The organism is Campylobacter sp. TJR-1, from assembly GCF_032840035.1.
Lineage (GTDB): Bacteria > Campylobacterota > Campylobacteria > Campylobacterales > Campylobacteraceae > Campylobacter > Campylobacter fetus.
In genome coordinates this window covers 74,558-86,643 of record NZ_JAWIZX010000004.1, presented here as the reverse complement: position 1 = coordinate 86,643, position 12,086 = coordinate 74,558, and the positions used below count along the sequence as shown (strand labels likewise).

At 33.1% G+C, this 12,086-nt stretch carries 13 protein-coding genes; all 13 read left to right on the top strand.

The window, feature by feature from the left end:
* Positions 1-45 precede the first annotated feature (45 nt).
* The 13 genes from ccoN to RVY88_RS05115 all read left to right on the top strand — a co-directional run bounded on the left by ccoN (position 46) and on the right by RVY88_RS05115 (position 12,082).
* On the top strand, positions 46-1,512 hold the full coding sequence (gene ccoN / locus RVY88_RS05175) for a cytochrome-c oxidase, cbb3-type subunit I (RefSeq protein ID WP_162167106.1): 1,467 nt from the start codon (positions 46-48) through the stop codon (positions 1,510-1,512).
* Positions 1,513-1,522: 10 nt separating this feature from the next.
* Positions 1,523-2,188, top strand: coding sequence for a cytochrome-c oxidase, cbb3-type subunit II (gene ccoO, locus RVY88_RS05170; RefSeq protein ID WP_002848552.1), 666 nt, complete (start codon positions 1,523-1,525; stop codon positions 2,186-2,188).
* 10 nt (positions 2,189-2,198) lie between these two features.
* Complete coding sequence (locus RVY88_RS05165) at positions 2,199-2,429, top strand: cytochrome c oxidase, cbb3-type, CcoQ subunit (protein WP_002848554.1); 231 nt, start codon at positions 2,199-2,201, stop codon at positions 2,427-2,429.
* Positions 2,426-3,289, top strand: coding sequence for a cbb3-type cytochrome c oxidase N-terminal domain-containing protein (locus RVY88_RS05160; protein ID WP_162167107.1), 864 nt, complete (start codon positions 2,426-2,428; stop codon positions 3,287-3,289). The genes RVY88_RS05165 and RVY88_RS05160 overlap by 4 nt, the downstream gene beginning before the upstream one ends.
* Position 3,290: 1 nt before the next feature.
* Positions 3,291-3,509: a DUF4006 family protein gene (locus RVY88_RS05155; protein ID WP_162167108.1), complete on the top strand. Its 219-nt coding sequence runs from the start codon at positions 3,291-3,293 to the stop codon at positions 3,507-3,509.
* Between the two features lie 2 nt (positions 3,510-3,511).
* Positions 3,512-3,613: a hypothetical protein gene (locus tag RVY88_RS05150; RefSeq protein WP_002848561.1), complete on the top strand. Its 102-nt coding sequence runs from the start codon at positions 3,512-3,514 to the stop codon at positions 3,611-3,613.
* Positions 3,610-4,209, top strand: coding sequence for a hypothetical protein (locus tag RVY88_RS05145; protein ID WP_029662426.1), 600 nt, complete (start codon positions 3,610-3,612; stop codon positions 4,207-4,209). Before RVY88_RS05150 ends, RVY88_RS05145 begins: the two co-directional genes overlap by 4 nt.
* Before the next feature lie 3 nt (positions 4,210-4,212).
* Positions 4,213-4,746, top strand: a complete 534-nt coding sequence (locus RVY88_RS05140; RefSeq protein ID WP_038452866.1) for a FixH family protein — start codon at positions 4,213-4,215, stop codon at positions 4,744-4,746.
* Positions 4,727-7,087 carry a PD-(D/E)XK nuclease family protein gene (locus RVY88_RS05135; RefSeq protein ID WP_162167109.1) on the top strand — a complete coding sequence of 787 codons (2,361 nt, stop codon included), beginning with the start codon at positions 4,727-4,729 and terminating at the stop codon, positions 7,085-7,087. The genes RVY88_RS05140 and RVY88_RS05135 overlap by 20 nt, the downstream gene beginning before the upstream one ends.
* Positions 7,084-9,849, top strand: a complete 2,766-nt coding sequence (locus RVY88_RS05130) for a RecB-like helicase (RefSeq protein ID WP_038452870.1) — start codon at positions 7,084-7,086, stop codon at positions 9,847-9,849. Before RVY88_RS05135 ends, RVY88_RS05130 begins: the two co-directional genes overlap by 4 nt.
* 78 nt (positions 9,850-9,927) lie before the next feature.
* Positions 9,928-10,353, top strand: a complete 426-nt coding sequence (gene rplM / locus RVY88_RS05125) for a 50S ribosomal protein L13 (protein WP_002848567.1) — start codon at positions 9,928-9,930, stop codon at positions 10,351-10,353.
* 2 nt (positions 10,354-10,355) lie between these two features.
* Positions 10,356-10,745, top strand: coding sequence for a 30S ribosomal protein S9 (gene rpsI, locus RVY88_RS05120; protein WP_002848569.1), 390 nt, complete (start codon positions 10,356-10,358; stop codon positions 10,743-10,745).
* 299 nt (positions 10,746-11,044) lie between these two features.
* A complete protein-coding gene (locus tag RVY88_RS05115) occupies positions 11,045-12,082 on the top strand; it encodes an OmpA family protein (protein WP_011731796.1) in 1,038 nt (345 codons plus the stop codon).
* The last annotated feature ends 4 nt before the right edge of the window (positions 12,083-12,086 follow it).

Sequence of the window (12,086 nt, the reverse complement as noted above, 5' to 3'; positions counted from 1 at the left end):
GTTTTTTTCAGGATAACATAAAAAAATGACAGGAGGAACTTTTTGATGCAGCCAAGTAATGCATTAAATTATGACTATACAGTCGCTAAGTACTTCATGTTTACCACTATTATATTTGGTATAGTAGGTATGGGTGTAGGAACTTTGATAGCTTTTCAAATGGCATACCCAGATCTAAACTACCTAGCTGGTGAATACGGAACATTTAGCCGTTTAAGACCGCTTCATACAAATGGCGTGGTCTATGGATTCATGTTGTCAGGTATATTTGCTACCTGGTATTATATCGGTCAAAGAGTGCTAAAAGTCTCAATGAACGAGTCGAAATTCCTAATGTTTATAGGAAAATTGCATTTTTGGTTATATGTTATAGTAATCGCTTTAGCAGTAGTTAGTCTATTTGCCGGATTATCTACTTCAAAAGAGTATGCCGAGCTAGAATGGCCTATAGATATACTAGTTGTTATAGTGTGGGTATTATGGGGGGTTTCGATATTTGGACTTATCGGAATTCGTCGTGAAAAAACTCTTTACATCTCTCTTTGGTATTATATAGCTACCTTTTTAGGTGTTGCTATGCTTTATCTATTTAATAACATGGAGGTTCCTACTCGTCTAGTTTCTGGCATGGGTAGTTGGCTTCATTCGGTATCTATGTATGCAGGAAGTAACGATGCTTTAGTACAATGGTGGTGGGGACACAACGCCGTTGCGTTCGTATTTACCGTAGCTATAATAGCTCAAATTTATTACTTTTTACCAAAAGAGAGTGGACAGCCGATATTCAGTTATAAGCTTTCATTATTTTCATTTTGGGGTTTAATGTTTGTTTATCTTTGGGCCGGCGGTCACCACCTTATTTATTCTACAGTTCCAGATTGGATGCAAACTATGGGATCGATATTCTCAGTAGTTTTGATACTTCCTAGTTGGGGTTCTGCTATAAATATGCTTCTTACTATGAAGGGCGAGTGGGGACAATTAAGAGAGAATCCTCTAATTAAATTTATGGTTCTAGCGAGTACATTCTATATGTTCTCTACTCTTGAAGGACCTATACTTTCTATAAAATCTGTAAATGCTCTAGCTCACTTTACTGACTGGATACCTGGACACGTCCATGATGGAACTCTTGGTTGGGTCGGATTTATGACTATGGCGGCACTTTATCATATGACTCCGCGTGTGTTTAAAAGAGAGCTTTATAGCAAATCTTTAATGGAAGCACAATTTTGGATTCAAACAACAGGTATAGTTCTATATTTTGCCTCAATGTGGATCGCAGGTATCACTCAAGGCATGATGTGGAGAGCTACTGATGAGTACGGTAATCTTGCGTATTCATTTATAGATACCGTTACGGTTCTAATCCCATATTACTGGATAAGAGCTATAGGCGGATTGCTATACTTAATAGGCTTCTTTATGTTTAGTTATAACATAATCAAATCAATTTCATCAAGCAAACCAGTTGAGCGTGAACCAGTTAGTGCTTCACCTATGGCTGCGTAAGGAGGAATGAATGTTTAGTTGGTTAGAAAAAAATCCATTCTTTTTTGCGGTATTTGTATTTATATTTATAGCTTACGCTGGTATTATAGAGATATTGCCAGATTTTGCTGATCGTGCTAGACCTGTAGAAGGTAGAAAACCTTATACCGTTTTACAATTAGCAGGTCGTCATATATATATAAAAGATAGTTGTAACGCATGTCACTCGCAGTTAATTAGACCATTCAAATCAGAAACAGATAGATACGGAATGTACTCAATCAGTGGCGAATACGCTTATGATAGACCGTTTCTTTGGGGTTCTAAAAGAACAGGTCCTGATCTATGGCGTATAGGTAACTATAGAAGTACAGATTGGCATGAAAACCATATGAAAGATCCAACAAGCGTAGTGCCGGGATCTATTATGCCGGCATATAAACATATGTTTAATAAAAATGCTGATATAGAGACTGCTTATGCTGAGGCATTTACTATCAAAAAAGTATTTAACGTACCATATGATGCTGAAGATATGCCAAAACTTGGCACTTGGGAAGCAACTCAAGCTATGGTAAAAGAAGAAGCGGCGGCTATAGTTGGACAAATGAAAGATCAAGATGTTAAAGATGCATTTGCAAGAGGCGAAATTCGCGAAATTGTAGCACTTATAGCATACTTGAATAGCTTAAAATAAGGTTTATGTTATGAGTGTAGAAACTATAAGAGAGCTTCAAGCATATGGCTATTTTGTCTTATTGGTCGCTATGGTTGTATTACTTTATGGCTATTGGTTTCATCTGAAAAAATCTGAAAAGTCAGGTAGAAGAGATTATGAAAAGTATTCGAATTTAGCTCTTAAAGATGAGTTACGTGATGATATCTTAGAAAATGTTTCTACTAATAACAATAATGCTAAGAGGAGCGTTGAAAAATGAAATGGTTTAATCTTGAAGATAGTGTAAATTCGCTTTCTATTCTTGGCGCTATAGTTATCATTTTATTGACACTTATTGTCGTTGGTAGGCTATTTAAGCTGATGAAAGAAAAAAAAGAAGGCGGCGAGCTTAGTGAAGATAATTGGGATGGAATAGGTGAATATAAAAATCCACTACCGATTGGCTGGGCTATTGTATTTGTTCTTACTATAGTTTGGGCAATATGGTATTTTTTATTAGGTTATCCTTTAAATTCATACTCTCAAATCGGGGAGTACAATGAAGAAGTGAAAGCTTATAATAAGAGTTTTCAAGCTAAATTTGAAGGTGCTAGCGCTGAGGAGCTAAAAGCTATAGGAGAACAAGTTTTTTTAGTGCAATGTTCTAGCTGTCATGGTATCACAGGTGATGGTATAAACGGCAAAGCTGCAGATTTAAATATATGGGGAAGCGAAAAAGCTATTTATGATGTTGTCGTAAATGGCTCAAAAGGGCTTGACTATCCTCTAGGAGAGATGCCAGGCGGTATGGTAGATGAACCTACTGCTAAGGCTGTAGCAGCTTTTGTTGCTAAAGAGATTTCAGCTATAAAATCTACTTATAATGAAAATTTAGTAGCAGCCGGACGAGAAGCATGGCCTACTTGTGCAGCTTGCCATGGAGATGATGGTAAGGGTATGGACGGACAAGCTCCAGATCTTACTAAATATGGTTCGGGATCATTTGTCGTAGATGTTCTTAATCGCGGTAAAATAGGAAATATAGGACATATGCCAAAATTCACCGGCTCAGGAATACTTAATGAGACTCAAGAAAAAGCTGTCGGCGAATATGTAATTTCGCTTTCGAAAGGGGAGTAGCATGGAAAATACAAATAGATCCGTTTTTGGAATAAGCGGAGTATCTGGAATGCTGATCGCTACTGTGCTTTTGCTAACTATTTTAGTGGTTTTAACATATCTTGGTATTTTATCACAACAAAATGTTATGCAAAAACCATATAAGTTAGTCGATCCTGCATCTGTACAGATGAAAAGCAGTACTAAGCAAACCTCAGAAGTAATGGTTATAAAGGAGTAAAAATGTCAAATGTATTAGAATCATTGATAGTTGTTGGTCTTATAATCACAGCGGCTATAACTGCTTGGTCGGTTTTAACTCCAAATAGCCTATTTTTAGGATGAAGTTAATAACTTTGTTAAAGAGCGGTTTTTTAGCCGCTCTTTGTAGCTTTGGTCTTAATGCTGCTACCATAGATAATGCTGGAGTTTTAAGCGAGCCTATAAAATCTAAACTAAATGAGATGGGCGCAGAGTTAAAAGAGACAACAGGTGTCACTTTGGATTTGATTACTTTTTCAAATTTGAACGCTGCAAGTATCGATGAAGCTATTAAGCCTTTTAAAAGTAATTTAAAGCCTCCATATGTTATTCTTGTATTAGTTCCTAAAGAAGCCGGAGCTACAACTGGCAAAGTAGATATCTACACTTCAAACGATGCCAATTCGCTTTTTGATAAAGAAGCTGTTCTTAGTCCTTATCCAGAAAGTGGATCTATCCTTCCGATACTAGTTTCAAATAAAGGCAAAGATATATACAACGCAGCTATGTTAAATGGCTACGCCGATATAGCAGATAGGATAGCAGACTCCAAAGGTGTAGTTTTAAAAAGCTCCATTGGAAACTCAAATAGAAACACTATTAATATCTTTAGATATTTAATTTATGGTTCGATTATACTTGTCATAGTCGTATTTGCAATAAGAAAAATAAAAAGGTAATTTATGCAAAATAGAAAAACTTTTTGGCCATATGGGATTTTGCTATCTATATTTGCTATAGTATGTGCTTGTATTTATACTGTCTATTATTCACTGGATTATCCGGTTCATTTGGATAATTTCTATTTTGATAAATACCAAAATGTAGAAAACGGATACAACGAGATCCAGATCAAGCAGGCTAAATTTGATCAAGATTTTAAATTTAATCAAAATGCTACTATTTATATAGACGGACTTCTAAATCAAAATGAACCTCAAAAACTAAGGCGTAACAAAATAGTTCCGGTAGTAGATAAAAATAAAAATGTTGAGCTAGTTTTTGATACAAATGCTACAAATTTAAAAGCCGAACTTCTGCTTTCTAGACCAGATACTAATCAATTTAATAAGAGTTTAAATTTTAAGTTAGAAGATAATAAATTTAGAATTAGTGATCTAAATTTAACTATGCCAGGCAGATGGCAAGTTATGATGAAACTAGCTGCGAATGACGATAGTGTAGGATTTTTTAAATTTGAATTATACGCCAAATAGGATTTTAAACGTCCTTAGCTCATCAAGAAATGTTCGTGAGTTTTACATTATAAATTCACGCTCAAACTCTTTAGTCTCCAAAGCTATAACTATCGCTCGGTTTGAACAACAAATTGTTATAGTTCCAAATTTAAAAAAAGCTAGTCAAATAGATAGACTTTTAATAATGCAAAAGGCTGCAAAAAGCGTACAAAATATCTCCAGCGTGATAAATGTAGGATCGCAGTTTTTTGCATTTTTAAAAAATAGCGATTATTTATTTTCCTTTTTTAAAGAGTTAAAAAGGGAATTTGTGAGCATAAAAGATCTTGTTAGGAGCGATACGTATGCGAATTATGATGAGCATCTAAGCATACTTGAGGAGCTTTTAAAACTTTATCTTATTATGCTTAAAGAAGCCGGATTTTACGATGATATCTCTCTTCCTGACGAGTATCAAATAAATTATGATTTTATAAAGAATTACGATGAGATCAAAATAAAACTAGACGGTATATTTTCAAAATTAGACTGGTATATACTTTGCGAGATTTCAAAATACGTAAGTGTTATTATAGAGTTTAGTTCAAGTAAATTTAATCAAAAAACTATCGAAAGCATAAGCGAAATTTGTGAAACTAGTTTTGAGATCGGCTTTGATTATGTTTTAAATTTGAGCCGAAAAACAGTTATTTCTAAGGTGAAAATAGAAAAAAATACAGACATAAAGCTAAAAAGTTTTTCTATAAGAAGTTTGCAGTGTGCTTATGTTTTTGACGAGATTTCTAATTTTGTACGCTGCGGAATAGATCCAAAAAAGATAGCCGTGGTTTTACCAGATGAGAGTTTTTATGAGATTTTAAAAAATGCAGATGAGCGTAATATGCTAAATTACGCTATGGGAAAAAGTTTTACGACTGAGCCGGTATTTGTTCTTTTAAATACACTAAAATCTGCCTTGGATCAAGATTTAGTTTATGAATACGATGAAAGTTATCTATCAAAAAATAGTAGTCTTGATAGCTTGATTTCGGCTTTAAATTATTTTAAATTTGATACGGATCTTTATTCAAATTTGAATAAAATATATAATCAAAGTTGTGATTTTGATAGGTTTAATTCCGCTATTTCTAGTATTATTTCTAAATTTACATTGAGTATTGAAGTAAAAACTATTTTGTTAAATGAAGCGTTTTTAATAGGCGCGCTTTTACAAAATACATCTCTTAGATTTGGAAATTTATTTGAGATATTTTTGATGAATTTAAAAGAAGCAAAATTAAGTATTGTAGGTGGCGCAGAAGTCACTGTAATGGGTGTTTTAGAAAGTAGAAGCGGAAATTATGATGGGGTAATTATTATAGATTTTAATGATGATATTGTTCCAAAACGTAGCCAAAAGGAGATGTTTTTAAGCTCATCTGTGAGAAAAAAAGCGGGACTCATCAGCCATCAAGATAGAGAAAATTTACAGAGATTTTATTATGAAAGCCTCATAAATCGTGCAAAAAAAGTAAGCATATCATATCTTAGCGACGAAGAGTCTATATTGTCGCGTTTTGCTAGGGATTTTTCTTTTAGAATCGATGAAAAATATACTCAAAATGCGTATCTAAACTCACTTAAATCAGGCGGAATAAAGCTTAGTTTAGAAAAAAAAGATATCTATTTAAGACATGATTTTTTCGCTACGGAGTTATCATTTAGCCGCCTTAATACTTATCTTGCTTGTAAAAGAAAGTATTATTACCGTTATATTTTGGGCATTAAGGAATATCGTGGATTTGATAAAGATATTTCAAGTCATTTAGGAAGTACAATTCACTCTGCTTTGCAAGAATATTTTTCTAAATTTAAAACTAAATTCGTGAAAAAAGAGTTTTTAGAGTTATTTAAAAAGTATGAAAATACAATAGATACGCTAGATAGTGAAATTTTCAAAGCCGGATTAGCGAAATTTGAAGAGAGTCAAAATACTCATTTTAACTCCGGATTTAGCGTTTTTGAGTGTGAGAAAGAGCTTAAAAACGAGTTTTGCGGTGTTAAGATCACCGGTAAAATAGACAGAATAGATAAAAGTGCAGATACTTTTATGCTTATAGATTATAAAAGCGGAACAGTGCCTAAAAAATCTTTTCAACTATCATTTTATGAAGCTTTATTCGGACACAATAGTATATCATTTTACTATGATATAAAAAATGAGTATAAATTTATACCAAATGATACTAATACGGATGAGCTAGCACAGTGTATAAACGGTCTTAAAGATGAGTTCAAAAATGAAGTTTGTTTTGATAGAAATGAAAAAGCGTGCCAATACTGTGCGTATTTTGTTTTTTGCAAAAAGGAACTAAAATGAGTTTTTCGCGTTATTTGGCTTTAGAGGCTAGCGCAGGAAGTGGAAAAACATTTGCTTTGTCCGTTAGATTTATAGCTCTTATTTTGCAAGGCAACGATATAGCAAAAATTCTTGCTCTAACATTTACAAAAAAAGCGGCAAATGAGATGAAAAGTCGTATTATAGATGCTTTTTGCAATTTGCACGAAAGTAGTAAAAAAAACGAATTAAACGAACTTGAAAAGATTTTAGAGCTTAGTGCTGTAGATATTTTGAGTTTAAGAGATAAATATATGGGTAATTTTTTAAAAAATGAACTTAAAATTTCTACGTTTGATTCGTTTTTTACGATGATTTTACGGCAGTTTAGTTTAAATCTCGGTATCATGCCAGATTTCAAAGCGGGAACTAGTTTAAATGGTTTAACAAGGTCTGAATTTATAAAAAATTTAAAACAAAATCATCTTTTAGAAAGCTTTGCATTTTACATAAAAGAGACAAATAGCAATAAAAATAGAGTATTCGAAACGCTAGAGCTTCTGTATGAAAACATTAGTTTGCCTAGTTTTGGTGAGAATTCAAAGATTCCTGATGAATCTTATGTTTTTGCTAAATTTAGTGAGTTAAAAAGTTTAGCTTTAGAGATTTCATCGGATAAAAATTTCTTGAAAAATTTTGAAGCTAACACCGTTTCTCAGATCGCCGGTAAACCGCTTATTAAAGAGTTTGATTCAAAAAAATATTTTGAAAAAGCCGCTTTAAATGCAAAATTTATGATGATTAGGGATGAGCTTATTTCAAATTTAAAAAAATATTATTTGGAGTATGAGCAGTTTAAAATCAATGAGCTTTTGAAGTTTATTTATCTATATAAATATAGTAGATTTGAAGCGATAAAAAAAGAAAATGCGCTTGATTTTATAGATGTTACAAGGCTGGTTTACGAGTTATTAGGCAATATAGATAGTGATATGCTATATTTTAGACTTGATGATAGAATAAAACATATACTTATAGATGAATTCCAAGATACAAATATAATTCAGTATGATATACTTTTACCCCTTATTGAAGAGACTCTTAGCGGAAGTGGGCAAAATGATATAGGAAGCTTTTTTTATGTCGGAGATATTAAACAGAGTATTTATAGGTTTAGAGGAGGAAGGAAAGAGCTATTTTCTAGACTAAGAAACAGCTATAAACAAATAGAGACTTTAAGTCTTGAGAGTAACTATAGAAGCGCTAAAAATATAGTAAATTTTGTAAATCAAACATTTAGTAATAAAATAAAAGATTATAAAACTCAATTATCGTGCTTAGAAAATGAAGGTTACGTCGAAGTTTGTGAGTTTGTTAGCGATGAGTTTTATGATACTCTTTTTCAAAAGATAGAATTTTTTGTCAAAAACGGTGTTAGATATGACGATATAGCTATACTTTGCTGGAAAAATAGCGATATCATAAATATCAAAGATAAGTTAGAAAAGTCTGGCGTACCGGTGGCTACTGGAGGCTCAAATTTACTTATAAACTCAGCTAATGTTAGAGTCGTTTTGGATTTTATTAAATACTGTTTATTCGGTGATGAGATATATATTTATAGTGTTCACGAGTTTATAGGGGAGAAAAAATCCAAGCTGAGCTTAAATGCCACAGCAGAGCTTGCTAGTACGCTTAAATTTGTAGCAAGTTATCTGAATTTAGAGTGTTTTGATAAGAATTTACTTAAACTTTATGAGATTAGCTTGGGATATGCAGATATATTTGATTTTATATTTAATATACAAAACGATCAAACTCCAAGTGCCGACACTAGCCATTGCGGTATTACTTTGCTTACTGTGCATAAGAGTAAAGGGCTTGAGTTCGATCACGTTATAGTAGCCGATAGACTTAGTAGAGCCGGCTCAAACATAGACGTATTTATAACCGAATACAATAATTCAGAGCAAAAATGGGATATAAAGCTAAATGATAGTGCACTCCAAAATCTCGGAGATAGCGAGTTTATAAATTTAAAACAGAAGTGCAAAGATCTTGATTATGAAGAGGATATCAACAAACTTTATGTAGCGTTAACAAGAGCTAAAAATAGTTTGATTGTTATGTCGAAGTTGGATTCAAACGGCTTAAAACCGTCATATTTTAAAGCATTTACCAGCTCCAAAGAGCAAATTTGTTACCTTGATCTAAAGCCATTTAGCGTCGGCAAGATCGAGCCTAGTAAAACAAGTATGAGTTTTTATGGAGGACTTGAGCGCCTAGAAGAGTTTGAAACTATAAAAAAACAAGCTGTTAGCGATAAACAAAATGATGAATATGAGCTGAATTTAGAATCTATATACTTTGGAGAAGCGCTGCATTACTGTCTTGAAATGATTTTTGATTTTGAAGAAGAAAATTTAAAAAACGCAAAAATAGCTCTGATAAATCAATTTGGAGCCATTTTATCCAAAAATAGCATAGAAGATATTATAAATAGGGTTCTAAATTTGATAAATAGCGTTGAGTTTAAAAATATAATAAAAGATAAAAATATTTTAAAAGAGCAAGATATCGCATTTAACCAAGTTATCAAAAGACTTGATCTGCTTTGCATAGGAGATGATGAAATAGTAGTAATGGACTATAAAAGTTCAAAGAAATTCATAACTCAAAATGAAGATCAAGTTAGAGAATATATGAGCATCTTATCTCAAATTTATCCTCAAAAAAGAGTTGTCGGGAAAATTATTTATCTTCTAAACGATAAAGTAGAGTTTTTAAATGTAGATTTAATCTAAAATTATTCTTAAATTCAGTAAAATTTAAGTAAATCTTGATATAATTCCAACTCTAATTAAAGAATAAAAGGCAAGATTATGACAAATATAACTAAGCCAAGCGAAGTTAAACGCGATTGGATCGTTCTTGATGCTGCTGGAAAGAGATTTGGTAGATTACTAACAGAAGCTGCAACTTACCTCCGTGGCAAACATAAACCGGGATTTACGCCAAACGTTGATTGCGGTGATTATGTGATTATCATCAATGCAAGTAAAGCCGAGTTCACGGGTGCAAACAAAGCTGAAGCTAAACTGTATCACAGGCATTCGGGCTATTTCGGCAGTGTTAAAAGTGAAAAATTCGGTGATTTATTAGTAAATAAACCAGAAAAACTTTATAAATTAGCGGTTCGCGGTATGCTTCCAAAGACAAAACTCGGAAAAGAAATGCTTAAAAAACTTAAAGTTTATGCGGGCAATGAACACCCACATACTGCACAAATAGCTAAAGAAGGAAAATAACAATGGCAACAACATACGCAACAGGTAAAAGAAAAACAGCAGTTGCTAAAGTTTGGGTAAAACCAGGTAGTGGCAAAATCATAATAAATGGTATGGATCTAAATACTTGGCTTGGCGGACACGAAGCTATTAAGCTAAAAGTTGTTCAACCTCTTCTTGTTACTAAACAAGAGACGTCTATAGATATTACTGCTACAACTATTGGCGGAGGTTACTCTGCTCAAGCAGAAGCTTTAAGACACGGAATTTCAAGAGCTTTAGCTGCTATTGATGCTGATTTTAGAGCCGCACTTAAACCACAAGGTCTTCTTACTAGAGATAGTCGTGTTGTTGAGCGTAAAAAATGCGGACGTAGAAAAGCAAGACGTAGTCCACAATTCTCAAAAAGATAATTTTTATTTCGCAATATTCTCAAATTTGGAAGCTTTTTTGGCTTCCAAACCATCTTTTCAAATTTATTCATATATTTAGCAATAGTTTATGATAAATTATAATTAAGTTAAAAAGAACTAAGTATAATTCTTTTGTCCAACAGATAAAACCTCCTTTTTGTAATAATTTATAGAGTCGCTTGTCTGGCGGCTCTACTCCCGCTTATATTTCAAATAATTTTTTAAATTTTTAAAAATAAAATCTATTTTTTATGAAATTCGTGCTAAAATATCAAAAAAATTTTAAGAAGGAAATGAAAATGAAAAAGATTGCTTTAGCTATATGTGTCGCGTCAGCTCTTTTTGGTGCCAACGCTTATAACTATGAATTTACTCCAGTCGTTGGGTATGCTCATCCAGAAGGTACTCAGGGCATAGACGATCAAAATTTTGTAGGTCTTAGAATCGCAAGAAACCTTGATGAGTTTTTACTAAGTCAAATTGAGCTTGGTTTTGATTATGCAAAAAATGTTAGTTTTGAGCATAAAAATGGTGTGCCCGTAGGCTTTGAAACTGATGTTACAAGATATTATTTAAATTTAGTAAAAGATTTTGCTATTACCGATACTATCTCTGTTTATGGACTAATTGGTGTTGGTTATCAAGATTTTACTAGAGAAGCCAATGATGTAGAAGATGGTGGATTTGCTCAAGCTGGTTTGGGCCTAAAATACAAAATTACAGATAATTTTGCTTTAAAAGCAGAGGCCAGAGATGCACTTGATTGGAATAATGGATCAAATACGTTTTTATACACTTTAGGTTTTGCAGTTGGATTTGGCGAGTCTAGATCGGCAGCTCCGGCTCCTGTTTTGGTAGAAGAGCAACCAGCTCCAGCGCCTACTAAAATAGTTCCTGCCATAGGTGATGAAGACGGCGATGGCGTTTTAGATAACGTAGATAGATGTCCTGGAACTCCAAAAGGAGTTGTTGTAGATGAGTATGGATGTGAGAAAGTGATCCGTTTAAGTTTAAAAGCAAATTTTGCATTCGATAGTGCAAAAGTTACTCCTGAATATGAAGCAAAAATTAAAGAAGTTGCAGATGTTATGGTAGCAAATCCAGAATATAGAGTGATTTTAGAAGGTCACACAGATAGCACTGGACCTGAAGATTATAATAAAAAACTATCTGTCAAAAGAGCAGATGCAGTAGCGGCAACTTTAGAAAAAATGGGTGTTAGTAAAAATAAAATTACAACAGTTGGATTTGGCGAAGAACAACCTATAGCGTCAAACGCTACAAAAGAAGGACGTGCTGAAAATCGCCGCGTTGAAGCTAAATTTAGAAATAAATAGTTTC

What these genes read in the sequence shown, in the direction of transcription:
- ccoN (WP_162167106.1), top strand. Translation starts at nt 46, where the DNA reads ATGCAGCCAAGTAATGCATTAAATTATGACTATACAGTCGCTAAGTAC.
- ccoO (WP_002848552.1), top strand. Translation starts at nt 1,523, where the DNA reads ATGTTTAGTTGGTTAGAAAAAAATCCATTCTTTTTTGCGGTATTTGTA.
- RVY88_RS05165 (WP_002848554.1), top strand. Translation starts at nt 2,199, where the DNA reads ATGAGTGTAGAAACTATAAGAGAGCTTCAAGCATATGGCTATTTTGTC.
- RVY88_RS05160 (WP_162167107.1), top strand. Translation starts at nt 2,426, where the DNA reads ATGAAATGGTTTAATCTTGAAGATAGTGTAAATTCGCTTTCTATTCTT.
- RVY88_RS05155 (WP_162167108.1), top strand. Translation starts at nt 3,291, where the DNA reads ATGGAAAATACAAATAGATCCGTTTTTGGAATAAGCGGAGTATCTGGA.
- RVY88_RS05150 (WP_002848561.1), top strand. Translation starts at nt 3,512, where the DNA reads ATGTCAAATGTATTAGAATCATTGATAGTTGTTGGTCTTATAATCACA.
- RVY88_RS05145 (WP_029662426.1), top strand. Translation starts at nt 3,610, where the DNA reads ATGAAGTTAATAACTTTGTTAAAGAGCGGTTTTTTAGCCGCTCTTTGT.
- RVY88_RS05140 (WP_038452866.1), top strand. Translation starts at nt 4,213, where the DNA reads ATGCAAAATAGAAAAACTTTTTGGCCATATGGGATTTTGCTATCTATA.
- RVY88_RS05130 (WP_038452870.1), top strand. Translation starts at nt 7,084, where the DNA reads ATGAGTTTTTCGCGTTATTTGGCTTTAGAGGCTAGCGCAGGAAGTGGA.
- rplM (WP_002848567.1), top strand. Translation starts at nt 9,928, where the DNA reads ATGACAAATATAACTAAGCCAAGCGAAGTTAAACGCGATTGGATCGTT.
- rpsI (WP_002848569.1), top strand. Translation starts at nt 10,356, where the DNA reads ATGGCAACAACATACGCAACAGGTAAAAGAAAAACAGCAGTTGCTAAA.
- RVY88_RS05115 (WP_011731796.1), top strand. Translation starts at nt 11,045, where the DNA reads ATGAAAAAGATTGCTTTAGCTATATGTGTCGCGTCAGCTCTTTTTGGT.